This window comes from Mycolicibacterium sarraceniae (assembly GCF_010731875.1).
GTDB lineage: Bacteria > Actinomycetota > Actinomycetes > Mycobacteriales > Mycobacteriaceae > Mycobacterium > Mycobacterium sarraceniae.
The window spans coordinates 3,080,869-3,096,284 of sequence record NZ_AP022595.1; the positions used below are offsets into that span (position 1 = coordinate 3,080,869).

The following is a 15,416-nucleotide window of genomic DNA, read 5'->3' on the forward strand; positions in this document are numbered from 1 at the left end:
AATGAACGCGGCCGAGCTGCTGGCCCGAGCGCAGGCCGAGGCGGGCTATGACGATTTCGGCGATCCGACCCTGGCGGAGCGGTTCGCCGTGGCTGTCGAGCATCTCGACGGTATCGGCCTGGACGCCAACGGTATTGCCGAGGCCGCGCGGGTGTGTCACTGGTTGCTCACCTCGCGCCTCGAACTCTTCGCCGACCGGACCCGCTTTCCGATCGCCGACGAGGTGATCGACCGGCCGATGTTCGTGACCGGTGAACCGCGGTCCGGAACCACGCTCATGCATGCGTTGATGTCGGTCGATCCCCACGCGCGGGCGCTACGGTTCTGGGAGGTGATGTATCCGTCGCCTCCGCCTGGTCTGGCCGACGCCGAGGATCACCGCCGGGACACGGCCGACGCCGCCTGGCGCGAGATCAACACCACGATGCCCAAATGGCTACGCAGCCATCCGTACAACGACATGCTCGGTGACGGACTCCCCGAAGACGAACGCACCTGGGCCTTCGATTTTAGGGTGATGACCCCGACGGCGTGGTGGCGGGTCCCGATGCAGACCGTGGTCGGTGGGCTGCCGACCGATCCAGCCGCGCAGTACCGCCTACATAAGGCGATGCTGCAGCAGTTCCAGTACAACCGAGAGCCCAAGCACTGGGTGCTGAAGGGCTTCCACGGCTTTCGTCTGGAAGCGTTATTCGACACCTACCCCGATGCGAATCTGTTGTGGTTGCACCGGGATCCGGTGCAGGTGGCGGCGTCGCGAACCATGATGATGGCCGATATTCTCGACGGTATCGTGGGCCCGATTGACTTGCAGGCCGCCGCGAAGATGCATCTTGAACTGACCCGGGCCAGCATCACCAACACGATGACCCACCCGATGGTGCGGGATCCGCGGATCATGCATACCCCCTACACCGACTTCGTCGCCGATCCAATCGGGACCGTGGGCGGCTATTACGCCTTCTGCGGACGGGTTCTCACCGACGCGGCCCAGGACGCGATGCGGGACTACCTTGCCCGTAATCGCAGCGATCGATACGGCAAGTTTGACTATTCCACGTCGCTTCTGACCGATATCGGTGAAGACCTCGATGATCTGCACGCCGAGTTCGCACCGTTCCGGGAGCGCTTCAACGTGCGGATCGAAAAGCGGGACTGACGGTGCACGAGCGCCTATCGGTACATGACGTCACCTTTCTCGGGGCGAGTCCGGCGGAATTGCAGCGCAATTGGACCATGCTTGGCGTGCGACGCCTCAGCGTCATCGACACGCACCTGATCACCCCCGCGTTCCAGCGGATCCTCGACGGCGACGACTATCTGATCCACGCGGTCTACCACCTGTTCGGCGCCGGCCGGGTACCGGCCGCCCCGTCGTCGGTATCCGCCGCCCGCACCACATTGTCGCGGCTGATCGACACCGCCGCAGCCACCGGAGCGAGCTGTGTCTACCTGCTCACCGGCGGGCGCGGCGAACTCGAGTGGGAGCAAGCCGCCGAGGCGTTCTCCGCTGCCATCGAGCCCTGTGTGCGGCAGGCGGCGCAGGCCGGTGTCAGCGTGGCTGTCGAGAACGCGTCCAGCCTCTACGCCGACATCCATATCGCACACAGCCTGCGCGACACGATCACGCTCGCGGAGGCGGCCGGACTCGATATCTGCGTCGATCTTTTTCACTGCTGGGCCGAGGCAGGCCTGCCGGGCCTGCTGAGATCGGCGCTTGCGCGGACACGCCTGATCCAGGTGAGCGACTATGTGTTGGGCGATCGGGCACTGCCGGCGCGCGCGGTGCCCGGCGACGGTGCGATTCCAATCGAATCCGTTGTGGCGCAGGTATTGGCCGACGGCTACCAGTTCGGTTTCGACCTGGAGTTGCTCGGGCCACGTATCGAGGCGGAGGGGCGACTTGCCGCCGCCCGACGGGGTTGCGAGGTACTCAGCGCGATGCTCGATCGGCTCTGTGGCCCAGGTGGGACGAACTCCAGTGGCGTTTAGCGATGGGTTAGACGACGCGGCGCTGGACGCCGCGTGGGGTGAGTTCTGCGACCGGTTGAAAGCCGCGGGCACGTACGCGTTCAAGGATGCCAACGCGACCTCCGACGTCCAGCGCACCGATGCTTTCCGGTTCCTCACCCAAAACTTGGGCCAGGCCTTTGATCTCGCGCTCGAAACTCGCGATCCGCGCTATCCCAGCATCCACGCGTTCTGCAACCCCACCCGCAAGCTGGGCGGTGATTGTGCCGATTTCACCTATCAGCAGGCCTGGATCGACGGCGAATCGACCTACCGGATCAGCGGAACACGCGGCACCACCAAGTTTTTCAATATCACCGTGCAAGGCGCCCGCCCGGCCGGTCCGCATGTCCTGCACGAGCCGTTCGGCGACACGCCCGAGGCCAACGTGTTCGGTCATGAACTGCACGTTGAGGCCGACGGTACGTTCGAGCTGTATATCGGGGGAGCCGAACGCGCGCCGAATTGGCTGCCTACCACCCCCGAATCGCGCAAGCTTTTCATCCGCCAGGGCTTCGATCGCTGGGACGAGCGGCCCGGTCGGCTGGGCATCGAGCGGGTCGACATGGCCTCGCCCAAACCGGTGCCGACGGCTACGGAGATGGTCGAGGCGATGGGCTGGGCCGGCGATTTCGTCACCGGATTGATGACCAGCTGGCCCGAATTCCCGTTCACTTACGGCGGTGTTGACAGCGCGCACCCGAATCGCTTTCCGGCGATCGATGCGAGTGCGGCCGACGCCAAACGGGGGCGCGCCGCCGCGAATATGTACTGGAAGTTGGGGCCTGACGACGCGCTGATCGTCGAATTCGACGCCCACGAGGGCCTGTGGATGCTCACGAACATGGGGGCCTTCTTCACCAGCATGGATTTTCTCTACCGTCCGGTGAGCTACACGCCGAGCCGCACGTCGACGGACAGTGACGGCAAGGTCCGGCTGGTTCTCGCCCACGACGACCCCGGTGTACACAACTGGCTGGACACCCAGGGCTTCGAACGCGGCAACCTCACCTACCGGCACATGCTCGAGGGTCAGCCGGCGGTATTGCGCACTCGGCTGGTCGGGCGGGCAGCGCTCGATGATGCACTGCCGCCGGATACCAAGCGGGTCAGCAGTTCTGAGCGCAGCGCTCAGCTGTGGGACCGGTTCAATGGAGTGCGCGGCCGGTTCCCACTCTGACGATTGCGCCAGCTCAGCGAGCAGGCACACATCCCAGCCGCTACTCCTTCTTGCGACGCGGCCGGGGTGGAGCTGATGGGGTGGCGCCGATGCTCGAGGTTGAGAACAACATCGTTCGGATGTCGTCGACGGAGCCGGTCCGCCAACTGGAAATGAGTTTCCACCGGAGTTTGCTCGCCTCGGCGCGCGGATCACCGAGGAGCCCCGCCACTGGCCGACCGATGCGCAGGGGCGATCACATGGCCCGGCATGTTGATCGTTGGGCGATCTCATGCATCGCAAAGCTGTCCTTCTGATGTGGCGGCCAGTTCTGTCCGCTGGAACTCACTTGGCGCGGTTCATCACCCGGTCGGCGGCGGCCCAGTGCTCGTCGGATACCCAGAGCTCGGCGAACGCGTCGATCGCCTCGGCGGGCGTCACGCCGGTGATGACCCGCTTGATCCGGCCAGCCGGCCGGTTGGCCAACGACCCTGCCAGCGTGCGCCATTCGTGGTCGAACGAGGCCCGGGGAACAACGACGTCGATCAGTCCCCAGCGTTCGGCGTCGGCGGCGGTGAGGATGCGCCCAGAGCCCGCAAGCAACAACGCCTTGCTCTTGCCGACCAGCGCGGCGAGCCGTTCGGCGCCACCCCAGGCCGGCATGATCTCCAGCGACACCTGGTTGAAGCCGATCTTCACATCGTCGGCGGCAATCCGGATGTCGGCGGCCACGGCCACTTCGGCGCCTCCGCCGAGCGCGTGCCCGTTCAGTGCGGCGATCACCGGGGCCGGGAAGCTGGCGATCCGGTCACAGATGGCGCGCATCCGGGACGCCATCGCGGCGGCCTCCCTTGTGGTGCGCAGTGCGGCGAGCTCTTTGAGGTCGCCGCCGGACACGAAGGCCCGGTCGCCGCCACCGCGGATAACCATCGTCTGGGCGCCGGCCGCGGCATCGAGTGCTTCTTCGAGTTCGCCCATGGTGGACAGCGCGATGGCGTTGCGGGCGTGGGGCCGGTCGATCGTGAGGACCACGAGTCCCTCGCTCCATTCCAGGTCCACCATGTCGTTCTCCAATTTCGGTATTGGCATTCTCGATCACGGAGAATAGCATCGCCAGGCGGAGGTGCTGTAGTTGAGAAATATCCCGGTTGAGCTGAGCAAACGCTACATCGAGGAGGGCTGGTGGACGCCGGATACCCTTGGTGAGGTTCTCGCCCGAGGGCTTGCGGCCAACCCCGACACGGGGTTCTGGGTGCATTCGGCGGTACGCCCGTTCAGCGGAACCTTCCGCGACGTCGAGATCGCCGCGCGCCGGCTGGCCGCCGGGCTGCGGGCTCGCGGTGTCGGGCCGGGCGACGTGATCGCCTTCCAGTTGCCGAACTGGGTCGAGGCGGCGGTGACGTTCTGGGCGTCGTCCTTCCTGGGTGCCGTCGTCGTCCCGATCGTCCACTTCTACGGCCGCAAGGAACTGACCCACATCATCGGCACGGCACGGCCGAAGGTCTTCATCACCACCGAGCAGTTCGGGCGCCTGACGTTCCAACCGGACCTGTGCGCCGAGGTCCCGATCGTCGGGCTGGTGGGCCAGGACTTCGAGGAGTTGTTGGCCGATGAGCCGATGGCCGGCGAGCTGCACACCGACCCGGCCGGGCCGACGCTGATCGCGTTTACCTCCGGGACCACCCGCGACCCCAAGGGCGTGATCCACAGCCACCAGACACTGGGCTTCGAGACCCGCCAGCTGCTGGAGAATTACGCGCCCGATCGCGGCAGGCAGATCACCGCCACCCCCGTCGGTCACTTCATCGGCATGGTCGGGGCATTCCTGATCCCCGTGCTCGAGGGCGCCCCTATCGACCTCACCGACGTCTGGGATCCAGGCCGGGTGCTGGAATTGATGGAATCCGAGGGTATGTCGATCGGCGGCGGCCCACCGTACTTCGTCACCAGCCTGCTCGACCATCCGAAGTTCACCGAGTCGCACATGAACCGGATCAAGCACGTCGGGCTTGGTGGCTCGACGGTACCGGCCGCGGTGACCCGCCGGCTGGCTGATCGAGGAGTGCACGTGTTTCGCTCCTACGGCAGCACCGAACACCCGTCGATCACCGGGTCGCGGCCGGACGCCCCCGAGGACAAACGCCTGCTCACCGATGGCGACGCCCGACCCGGAGTCGAGATGCGGCTGACCGAAGAAGGCGAGATCCTCTCCCGCGGACCGGATCTGTGCCTGGGGTATACCGACGACGCGCTCACCGCGCAGGCGTTCGACGATGACGGCTGGTACCACACCGGCGACATCGGAATCGTCGATGAGGACGGCTATCTGACGATTACCGACCGCAAGGCTGACGTCATCATTCGCGGTGGGGAGAACATCAGCGCACTCGAAGTCGAGGAACTGTTGCTCAGCATGCCCGCGGTGGCTGAAGCCGTCGTGGTAGCCGCACCGGACTCCCGCCTCGGCGAACACACAGCCGCGGTGTTGCGCGTCAAAACGGGCCACAGTATGCCGACCTTGCACGAGGTGCGCGCCCACTTCGAGAGTTGCGGCGCCGCACGGCAGAAGTGGCCCGAGGAGTTGCACGAGGTGGCTGACTACCCACGCACCGCCAGCGGCAAGGTGCAGAAGTACCTGGTGCGCAACAGTTTGCGTTGAGACCGCCCTGAGAGCGAAGATTTCGCGAAAACCTCGCCCTCACTGCGGTGTCAACGAGAAGCGGCCAGGCCTGCGCGGTAGCCGAACACCATTGCCGGGCCGAGTGTTCCGCCGGCACCGCCGTAGGCTCGGCCGGTCACACCCGCCATCGCGTTGCCCGCGGCGAACAACGCAGGGATGGGCGCACCACTGACGTGCAGCACCCGACCGTCACGGTCGGTGCGCGGGCCGCCCTTGGTGCCCATGGCACCGATCCCGACCGGCACGGCGTAATACGGCGCGGTGTCCAGCGGGCCGAGGGTCTGCAGCTCGGGGGTGGCCGCTGAGTTGTCACCCCAGTAGCTGTCGTATGCGCTTGCCCCACGACCGAATTCGGGATCAGTCTCGTCGGCGACCGCCTCGTTCCAGGATGCCAGGGTGGCGGACAGCCCGTCGGCGTCGATCCCGGTCTTGGCTTCCAGCTCGGCCAGCGTCGCCGACTTGTTGAACCAGTCGGGCGCCTCGCCGCCCGGCTCGATGCCGAGGAACCCATACCGCTTCAAGTGTTGGTCGTCGAACACGATCCACGCCGGGTCGTTGACGTAGCCGGCACGGGGGTCGAGCTGGTGGAACGGGCCCGACATCGAGTTGTATTCGCCGGCCTCGTTGAGGAAGCGTTTTCCGGCCCGGTTGACGATGATGCTGCGCGGTCGGGTGCGCTCCAATCGCACACTGCGACTGCGCGGTTTGCCGCCGAGCGTGTCACCGGGGATCTGGATGACCGGCACCCACCAGGCCTCACCCATGTTAGCCAGGTCGGCACCGTGTGCCATGGCCATCCGCAGACCGTCGCCGGTGTTGTTCGGCGGTGATACCGGACCGCGTAACGGCCCGCGCAGGTAGGCCTCGACCAAGCGCTGATCCCATTCGAATCCGCCGGTGCCCAGGATCACCGCCTTATTGGCCTTGACCCGGATATCTTTGCCGACCAGTGCAATCCGCACACCGGTGATACCGGAAGCCGATCCGATCAGCTCGACTGCGCGGGCCTCGGTCACGGGGGTCACCCCATGGTCCAACAGTCCTTTCAGCAGGCCCGCGATCAGGGCGGTACCCGCGACGCAGTAGTCACCGTCCAGATTGTCGACGGTGGCATGGATGCGAGCCCGCGTCTCGGCGTCGATGCCGACATTGCTGAAGTCGATGGGGAATGACGTAATGCGCGATGCCCATTCGCCGACCGTGGCCCGATCAAACGGCTTGGCATTCAACGATCGTCCACCGCCTGGCTGCCCGCCCGGCAGCTCCGGCTTGTAATCGGGGAAGCCCTCGGCGACCTCGAACTGCAGCGCACTGTGGGCCTCGATGTAGTCCAACATGGCCGGGCCGGTGCGCACGAAGACCTCGACCAGGTCGTCGTCCATGGTGCCCAGTGACTGCGCCTGAAGATATTTCAGGGCGTCGGTGACGCTGAGCTCGCCGCGCGCAGCCCGGTTGTGCGCCGGAATCCAGACGATGCCACCCGACACCGCGGTGGTGCCACCGACCGTCGGCGCCTTCTCGAACACCGCGACCGATGCGCCTTCGACACTGGCGGTGAGTGCGGCTGTAAGGCCGGCGGCGCCGCTACCGAGGACGATGACGTCGAATTCCTGGTCCCAGGTCTCCGTCATCGCCGGCTCCTTACTTGTTCTGCCGCACAACGGCATTGGCATATGTAGCTGGCGAACGCGGGTGTTCGTTTGTTGTCACGCTAATGACGCTGTTCCTGCGATGTCAAGCGCCCCAAGCGGCATACGCCCAGTTCAGCGGGGTGCTTAACTCAGGACGGCCGAAAGGCGTTGGGCGGCGGCGATCGCCGCCTCACGGCCGAGCAACACGACCTCTTTGCGGTGCGAGATCAGTTGTTGTCGAACGACGCCCCCAGTGCCGCAAGGCCTGCCGCGGCACGGAAGCGTCCGTCCTCAGCCTTGGCCACCAACCGGTAGGAGGCCAGGGTGCTCAGCAGCCGGTAGGCGATGGTCCGGTGCACCCCGATGTGGTCGGCGACGTGTTGGATGGTCAACCCGCCCTTTGCCTCGGCGACCAGTTGCAAGGCCTGCAGGCCGCGAGCCAGCGTCTGTGACCCCGGCGCAGCACTGACCGGGCTATCGATGGGTGCCTGCGTCATGCCGTTCTCGTGCCTGAAGTGCGAAAGCGGGTGCGAACCGCCCCGAAATGCCTTGACAGACAGCACCGCGAGAGTGATGCTCTTTAAGCAGCGCACATCATAGTTCAATAATTACACATACCGCTTACAAAAAGCGAGAAGGCCATTCTCGCTAGCGATAGGGGCCACGGGGTGCCGGAGTTCGAAAGCGTCTGGAGCGATCTGCAGGGCGTTGCGTTCTCGCAGGGTTATCTGGATGTCGGCGGGGTACGGACCCGCTATCTGCATGCCGGCGACCGGGGTAACCCCACACTGGTACTTCTGCATGGTTCCGGCGGGCACGCCGAGGCCTACGTGCGCAACCTCGAGGCGCACGCCGAGCACTTCTCCACCTGGTCGATCGACATGGTGGGGCACGGGTACACCGACAAGCCCGGACATCTGCTGCAGATCCCGCATTATGTCGACCACCTCGCGAACTTCCTCGACACCATCGGTGTCGACCGGGCCCACATCTCGGGTGAGTCGCTGGGCGGCTGGGTGGCCTCGCGCTTCGCCGTCGGCCACGCAGACCGGTTGGAACGCCTGGTGCTCAACACCGCCGGAGGTTCGCAGGCTGACCCGGAAGTCATGAAGCGGATCATCACGCTGTCGATGGCCGCCGCCGAGAACCCGAGCTGGGAGACTGTCCAAGCCAGGATTAAGTGGCTGATGGCCGACAAATCCAAGGACTACGACGATATCGTCGCCAGCAGGCAGCGAGTCTATCGGCAGCCGGGCTTCGTCGCCGCGATGCGGGACATCATGGCACTGCAAGATCCCGAGATCCGGCAACCAAACCTGATGAGCCCCAGTGACTACGGAACGATCACCGCGCCGACGCTGGTGCTGTGGACCAGTGACGACCCGACCGCCGATGTCAGCGAGGGCAGGCGCATCTCGGAGATGATCCCGGGCGCGCGCTTCGAGGTGATGGAAGGCTGCGGACACTGGCCGCAGTACGAGGACCCCAAGACGTTCAACCGACTACACATCGACTTCCTACTGGGCCGGTGATCATGGAGTTCGACGTCATCGTGGTGGGTGCCGGTCCGAGCGGTCTGACCCTGGCCAATGCCCTAGGCCTGCAGAGTGTTCGAACTCTAGTGGTCGACGAGCGCGACGCGCTGATCGACTACCCCCGAGGGGTGGGCCTGGATGACGAGTCTCTGCGCACCTTCCAGACGATCGGTGTCGTGGACGCCGTGCTGCCGCACACCGTGCCCAACCAGATCTTGCGCTTCTACGATCGCAAGCACCGGTTGCTGGCCGAGATGGCCCCGCCCGACGCGCGGTTCGGCTGGCCCAAGCGCAACGGATTCGTCCAGCCGTTGGTGGACGCCGAACTGTACAAGGGTCTTGACCGGTTCGATCACGTCGAGGTGGCCTGGGGACACCCGATGACCTCGATCTCCGAGACCGCCGGCGGTGTCACCGTGGAGTTATCACCGCCCAACTCTGCAGTGCGCAAGGTCAACGCGCGCTATGTCATCGGCTGCGACGGCGGGCGCAGCGCGACCCGCCGCCTGATGGGGGTTTCCTTCGATGGCACGACGTCGTCGACCCGGTGGTTGGTCGTCGATATCGCCAATGACCCACTGGGACATCCCAACAGCGAGGTCGGGGCGGACCCGGGCCGGCCGTACGTCTCGATCTCCATCGCCCATGGCATCCGGCGCTTCGAGTTCTTGATCCACGGCCATGAAACCGAGGAGCAGGCCGAGGATCCCGCGTTCGTGGCGCAGATGCTCTCCCGATTGGTGCCGTACCCGGACCGGGTCGACATCATCCGTCGGCGCCTCTACACCCACCACTCCCGCATCGCAGGCTCGTTCCGCAAGGGGCGCATCATGATTGCCGGAGACGCCGCGCATCTGATGCCGGTGTGGCAGGGCCAGGGCTATAACAGCGGTATCCGCGACGCCGCCAACCTCGGCTGGAAGCTGGCCGCGGTGGTGAACGGGCAGGCCGGCGATGCCCTGCTGGACAGCTATGACGTCGAGCGCCGCAAGCACGCTCGCGCAATGATCGACCTGTCGACCACGGTCGGCAACGTGATCTCACCGACCAACCCGCGGGTCGCCGGCGCACGGGATGCGCTGATCCGTGCGGCGTCGCTGGTGCCCAGGTTGAAACGCTATGTCCTGGAGATGCGCTTCAAACCGATGCCCCGCTACGAACAGGGTGCGGTGGTACACAACGAGCCGCGCTCACCGTCCTCGGCCGTCGGCACGCTGTTCATCCAGCCCCGAGTGGATACCCGCGCACAGCAGAATGTGCTGCTCGACGACGTCATCGGCTCATGGTTCGCCTTTGTGTGCTGGAGCAACAACCCCCGACAGCTGCTGGGGGAGAGGGCGTTTGCTGATTGGAAGGCGCTGGGCACGGTCTTCGTGGCATTGCGCCCAAACACTCAGTTGCGCTGGACGGGCCACGATGACCCCGACGTCGTGGTCGTCGGCGATCGCACCGGAGCGTTGAAAGCCTGGTTCGACACCCACGAGGAATCCGTGATGTTCCTGCGCCCCGACCGCTGCATCGCCGGCGCATGCATCGCCCAACGCACACCTGAGCTGAGCGCGGCCCTGCTCGACAAGCTCACCCTCACTCCGGGAGGAGGCACCGATGCCACTGGCCCTCTGCTGCATGTCGCACAGTCCGCTGCTGAACCTTCCCGGCCCATCGGAGGAACTGCTTGACGATATCGAGGCCCAGCTCGCCGAAACTCGCTTCTTTGTCGCCGATTTCGATCCCGAACTCGTGGTCATCTTCTCTCCAGACCACTACAACGGGTTCTTCTACCGGCTAATGCCGCCCTTCTGTATCGGCGCCGCCGCCCAGGGCGTTGGCGACTACGGTACCCACGCCGGACCACTGAACGTACCCGCGGATATCGCCAACGAGATGGCAGCCGCGGTGTGGGACGCCGGCGTCGACGTCTCGCTGTCAGCGGCCATGGACGTCGATCACGGCACGGTACAACCGCTCGAGGTGCTCTTCGGGTCCGAAAAACTGCGCGCTGCCTCGCCGCCTATCATCCCGGTGTTCATCAACTCGGTGGCCACCCCACTGGGACCGCTCAAACGCACGCGGGCGCTGGGTACTGCGATCGGTGACTACGTCGACACCCTGAACAAGCGGGTGTTGATCGTCGGATCCGGCGGGCTGTCCCATGATCCGCCGGTTCCGACCTTGGCAACCGCGCCACCGGCCGCGCTGGAGCGCATCGTCGGCGGGGCGCCGATGTCGCCGGAGGGCAGGGCAGCCCGCCAGGAAGCGGTAATGGCCGCGGCGTACGAGTTCGCGCACGGGCGCAGCCCGCTGCAGCCGCTGAACCCGGAGTGGGACCACGCCCTGCTCGACCTGATCGACAGCAACCGCCTGGCGGAGGTGGATGGCTGGACCAATGAGTGGATTGCCCGCGAGGCCGGTAGTTCGGCGCACGAAATCCGCACCTGGGTAGCAGCTTTCGCCGCGCTGGCGGCCCAAGGGAGTTATCAGACCCAGCAGCGCTACTACCGTGCTGCTCCCGAGTTGATCGCGGGATTCGCGATCCGGACTGCGGTACTTCTATGACCCAGTTCGATCACACCGTGGACGTCCTCGTCATCGGCTCGGGCGCGGGCGGGATGACCGCGGCGCTGCGCGCCGACGCGTCCGGGCTGGACACCCTGATCGTGGAGAAGTCGCCGAAATTCGGTGGCTCATCCGCACTGTCCGGCGGCGGTATCTGGGTGCCCGGCGCGCCGTCGCAACGCAAGGCCGGCTATTCGCCCGACCCAGCCGCCGTGTTCGGATACCTCAAGACCATCACCGGCGGACTGGTCAGCGACGAGCGGCTACGCGCCTATGTCGATACCGCTCCTGCGATGATGGAGTTCCTCGAAAAGTCCAGTAGTTGGTTTGAATTCGTCTGGAAGCCCGGTTACGCCGACTACTACCCAGAGCTGCCCGGCGGGTCCGAGCGTGGCAGCACCATCAACGTTCCCGAGATCGATCTGCGCAAGCTCGGCGACGAGGAGCAGAACCTGCTCGCGCCGCTCGCGCTGGCGCCGAGGGGAATCTGGTTCGCGCCCAGAGATCTCCGACTGTTCTATCAGGTGCGGCAGAACTGGCGGGGCAAGGCGGTGCTGCTCAAGCTGATCTGGCGGATGTTCCGGGCCCGGGTGTTCGGCGACCGGATGGCTGCGATCGGGCAGTCGCTGATGGCGCGGATGCGGCTGGCGCTCATGGAGAAAAAAATCCCGCTGTGGCTGTCCGCGCCGATGACCGAACTGATCACCGACGTGGACGGAGCCGTAGTCGGTGCGGTGGTGGAACGGGACGGGACGGCGCTACGGGTTGCCGCCCGGCGCGGTGTGGTGGTCGCCTCCGGCGGGTTCGACCACGATATGGCCTGGCGTCGCGAGCACCTCGCAGTGCTGGAAAAGGATTGGAGCTTCGGCAATCCCGCGGCCACCGGAGACGGTATCCGGGCCGGCGAGAAGATAGGTGCGGCCACCGATCTACTCGACGAGGCGTGGTGGTTCCCCGCCATGTGCTGGCCTGACGGGCGCCTGCAATTCATGCTCAACGAGCGGATGATGCCCGCCCAGTTCGTCGTCAACGGCGCAGGCAAGCGGTTCATCAACGAAGCCGCGCCCTACATGGATTTCGCGCACGCGATGATTGAGGGCCAGCAAGCGGGCGTGGATCATATTCCGTGCTGGCTGGTCACCGATATCGCGTCATTCCGCCGGTACGTGGTGGGCGGACACCTGCCGATCCCGAAGGTGCCGTTCGCCCCGGTGCCCACCGGCCGCAAGATCCCGCAGGCCTGGTTGGACTCAGGGATCGTCAAGGCCGCCGACACCATCGGTGAGCTGGCTGGCAAGATCGGTGTCCCGGCTGACGAATTGCGCGCTACCGCAGCGCGGTTCAACGAGCTCGCCCGCAAGGGACATGACGACGACTTCAACCGAGGCGACAGCGCCTACGACAACTACTACGGTGACCCGACGCTGCCCAACCCCAACCTGGCGCCGCTGGGCAAGCCGCCCTATCTGGCGTTCCAGATCATCCTCGGCGACTTGGGTACCTCGGGTGGCTTGCTCACCGACGAGCACGCCAGAGTGCTGCGCGAGGACGGCACCGTCATCGACGGCCTCTATGCCACCGGGAACGCCTCTTCGGCCGTGATGGGCCGCAGCTACGCCGGCGCCGGCGCCACCATTGGACCCTCGATGACGTTCGGATACATCGCAGCAGAACACATCTCCCACAATTCCGATCGAGAGGTGACCGCATGAAGATCTCGCTGTTCTACGAATTCCCGCTGCCGCGGCCGTGGTCGGAGGACGATGAGCACCAGCTTTTCCAGCATGGACTTGACGAGGTCGAGCTCGCTGACAAGGCAGGTTTCTCCACGGTGTGGCTCACCGAGCACCACTTCCTGGAGGAGTACTGCCACTCGACCGCACCGGAGATGTTCCTGGCCGCGGCCAGCCAGCGCACCAAGGACATCCGCCTCGGCTTCGGTGTGATGCACCTGCCCCCGCCGATCAACCACCCGGCACGGATAGCCGAGCGGGTGGCCACGCTGGACCATCTGTCCAACGGGCGTGTCGAATTCGGCACCGGCGAAGGCTCTTCGGTCGCCGAGCTCGGCGGCTTCGATATCGACCCCGCCGATAAGCGCACGATGTGGGAAGAAGCGCTCGAGGTCTCCATCCGCTGTATGACCGAGGTGCCGTTCACCGGGTTCAAGGGTCAGCACGTCGAGATGCCGGCCCGCAACGTCATCCCCAAGCCGCTGCAGAGCCCCCATCCGCCGGTCTGGGTGGCATGCACCCGCCCGTCATCGGTGCAGATGGCAGCCCAGAAGGCCATCGGTGCACTGAGTTTCGCCTACACAGGCCCCGAAGCGCTCAAGGAGCGGGTCGACGGCTACTACGAGGAACTCGAGGAGCGGGGCGAACCGATCACTCCGGCGATCAACCCCAACCTGCTCGCCATCGGCGGTGACCTGTCGATGATGGTGGCCAAGTCCGACGAGGAAGCGCTCAAGAAGATCGGGATCGGCGGCGGTTTCTTCTCGTTCGGCATCATGCATTACTACATCACTGGTATGCACACGCCGGGTCGCACCGGGGTGTGGGAGCTGTACGAGAACGCCGTCCAGGAAGACCCCACCCTGGCCTACGGTCCGGGCCGCGGTGCCATTGGCTCCCCGGACACCGTGCGGGAGTTCTTGCGCGGCTACGAGGCCAGCGGGGTTGACGAGATCATCTTGCTGCTCAACCCGCGCAGTCACGAAGCCACCATGAACTCCATCGAGATCATGGGCAAGGAGATCCTGCCCGAGTTCATCGAGCGCGACGAGAAGGCCGTCAAGGACAAAGCCAAGCGCTTGGAGCCGGTGATCGAGAAAGTCGAGGCTCGGCGCCAACCGGCCGAGGCACCGCAGTTCGACGCGACCTACGCCTTTGGTGGTCTGCCCACCGGTCGCGGTGGAAAGTTCACCGCCGGCGAGATTCCCGAGGCGATGGCCGAGATCAACGAGGGCCGCGTCAAAGCCGCACAGTTGGAGAAGGAGAAGCGGGAAGGCACGTAACCGTGGCACCTATCGACGATCTACTGCGATATGACGGCCGTCGTGCGGTGGTCACCGGCTGCGCGTCGGGAATCGGCGCGCAGCTGTGCGGCCAGCTCGCGGACCTGGGCGCTGAGGTGGTCGGCCTCGACATGCGACCCCCGGCATCCGACGGTCCCCGGCTGAGTGACTTCATCGAGTTCGATCTGTCCGATACCGGGTCGATCGATCGCGCCGCGGCGGCGGTGACGGGCTCCGTCGATTCATTGTTCAACGTCGCCGGGGTGTCCTCGGGGATCGGTAACCCGCTGTTGGTCGTCACGATCAACTTCCTGGGCACCCGGCACTTCACCGAGGCGATGCTGCCCAAGCTCGGCTCGGGTTCGTCGGTCGTTTGCGTGTCCTCGCTGGCTGCGGCGAACTACCGTGAGAACCTGCCGCAGGCGGCCGGTCTGCTCGCGACGGGCTCGATGGCCGAGGGCATCAGTTGGTGCCACGACCATCCCGACGCACTGGCCGACGGCGGCTACCGGCTGTCGAAGGAGGCGATCATCGGCTACGCGGTGAAGGGTGCCGTTCCTCTGGGTGCCAACGGTATTCGGATCAACTGCACCGGGCCCGGCGTCACCGAGACGCCGATCCTCGATCAGCTGCGCTCGGCCTATGGGCAGGGCTTGCTCGACGACATTCCCACACCGTTGGGGCGGGTGTCCAACCCGGCCGAGCAGGCAGCGGTGCTGGTGTTTTTGGGGAGTAAGGCGGCCGGTTATATCACCGGGCAGGTCATCTGGGCTGACGGTGGGAACCTCGCGGCTTGCCATGCCGCCGACTACGAGAAGGGTTGACCGGC

General features: G+C 65.6%; 12 protein-coding genes and 1 pseudogene. 10 read left to right on the top strand and 3 right to left on the bottom strand.

Annotated elements, in window-relative coordinates; all coding sequences use genetic code 11:
* Position 1 precedes the first annotated feature (1 nt).
* From G6N13_RS15295 to G6N13_RS15305, 3 genes are read left to right on the top strand one after another with little or no spacing between them, the layout of a single operon-like run.
* Positions 2–1,159, top strand: a complete 1,158-nt coding sequence (locus G6N13_RS15295) for a sulfotransferase family protein (protein ID WP_407663736.1) — start codon at positions 2–4, stop codon at positions 1,157–1,159.
* Positions 1,160–1,161: 2 nt separating this feature from the next.
* Positions 1,162–1,992 (top strand): sugar phosphate isomerase/epimerase family protein, encoded by an 831-nt coding sequence (locus G6N13_RS15300; RefSeq protein WP_407663737.1) that lies wholly within the window; start codon positions 1,162–1,164, stop codon positions 1,990–1,992.
* On the top strand, positions 1,982–3,190 hold the full coding sequence (locus G6N13_RS15305; RefSeq protein ID WP_163698307.1) for a DUF1214 domain-containing protein: 1,209 nt from the start codon (positions 1,982–1,984) through the stop codon (positions 3,188–3,190). Before G6N13_RS15300 ends, G6N13_RS15305 begins: the two co-directional genes overlap by 11 nt.
* A 324-nt stretch (positions 3,191–3,514) precedes the next feature.
* On the opposite strand, the gene G6N13_RS15310 is transcribed toward G6N13_RS15305, so the two are convergent.
* A complete protein-coding gene (locus tag G6N13_RS15310; RefSeq protein WP_163702157.1) occupies positions 3,515–4,231 on the bottom strand; it encodes an enoyl-CoA hydratase/isomerase family protein in 717 nt (238 codons plus the stop codon).
* Between the two features lie 70 nt (positions 4,232–4,301).
* On the opposite strand from G6N13_RS15310, the gene G6N13_RS15315 reads away from it, so the two are divergent.
* Positions 4,302–5,828 carry an AMP-binding protein gene (locus G6N13_RS15315; protein WP_163698309.1) on the top strand — a complete coding sequence of 509 codons (1,527 nt, stop codon included), beginning with the start codon at positions 4,302–4,304 and terminating at the stop codon, positions 5,826–5,828.
* A gap of 50 nt (positions 5,829–5,878) precedes the next feature.
* On the opposite strand, the gene G6N13_RS15320 is transcribed toward G6N13_RS15315, so the two are convergent.
* Both G6N13_RS15320 and G6N13_RS15325 read right to left on the bottom strand, forming a co-directional pair.
* Positions 5,879–7,480 (bottom strand): FAD-dependent oxidoreductase, encoded by a 1,602-nt coding sequence (locus G6N13_RS15320; protein ID WP_163698311.1) that lies wholly within the window; start codon positions 7,478–7,480, stop codon positions 5,879–5,881.
* A 230-nt stretch (positions 7,481–7,710) separates the two neighbouring features.
* Positions 7,711–7,977 (bottom strand): annotated as a pseudogene (locus G6N13_RS15325) (helix-turn-helix domain-containing protein); the annotation flags it as partial.
* A 171-nt stretch (positions 7,978–8,148) separates the two neighbouring features.
* Between G6N13_RS15325 and G6N13_RS15330 the strand changes: the two are divergent.
* Genes G6N13_RS15330 through G6N13_RS15355 form a run of 6 tightly spaced genes read left to right on the top strand, consistent with a single transcriptional unit; the run spans position 8,149 to position 15,411 of the window.
* Positions 8,149–9,012, top strand: a complete 864-nt coding sequence (locus G6N13_RS15330) for an alpha/beta fold hydrolase (RefSeq protein WP_163698313.1) — start codon at positions 8,149–8,151, stop codon at positions 9,010–9,012.
* A gap of 2 nt (positions 9,013–9,014) precedes the next feature.
* Positions 9,015–10,694, top strand: a complete 1,680-nt coding sequence (locus G6N13_RS15335) for a bifunctional 3-(3-hydroxy-phenyl)propionate/3-hydroxycinnamic acid hydroxylase (RefSeq protein WP_163702159.1) — start codon at positions 9,015–9,017, stop codon at positions 10,692–10,694.
* Positions 10,642–11,571, top strand: coding sequence for a 3-carboxyethylcatechol 2,3-dioxygenase (locus tag G6N13_RS15340; protein WP_235677775.1), 930 nt, complete (start codon positions 10,642–10,644; stop codon positions 11,569–11,571). Before G6N13_RS15335 ends, G6N13_RS15340 begins: the two co-directional genes overlap by 53 nt.
* The gene (locus G6N13_RS15345; protein WP_163698317.1) at positions 11,568–13,283 is read left to right on the top strand and encodes an FAD-binding protein; all 1,716 of its coding nucleotides are present in this window, start codon (positions 11,568–11,570) and stop codon (positions 13,281–13,283) included. Before G6N13_RS15340 ends, G6N13_RS15345 begins: the two co-directional genes overlap by 4 nt.
* Complete coding sequence (locus tag G6N13_RS15350; RefSeq protein ID WP_163698319.1) at positions 13,280–14,587, top strand: LLM class flavin-dependent oxidoreductase; 1,308 nt, start codon at positions 13,280–13,282, stop codon at positions 14,585–14,587. Before G6N13_RS15345 ends, G6N13_RS15350 begins: the two co-directional genes overlap by 4 nt.
* Before the next feature lie 2 nt (positions 14,588–14,589).
* Entirely contained in the window at positions 14,590–15,411 is an 822-nt protein-coding gene (locus G6N13_RS15355) for a coniferyl-alcohol dehydrogenase (protein WP_163698322.1), read from the top strand.
* The last annotated feature ends 5 nt before the right edge of the window (positions 15,412–15,416 follow it).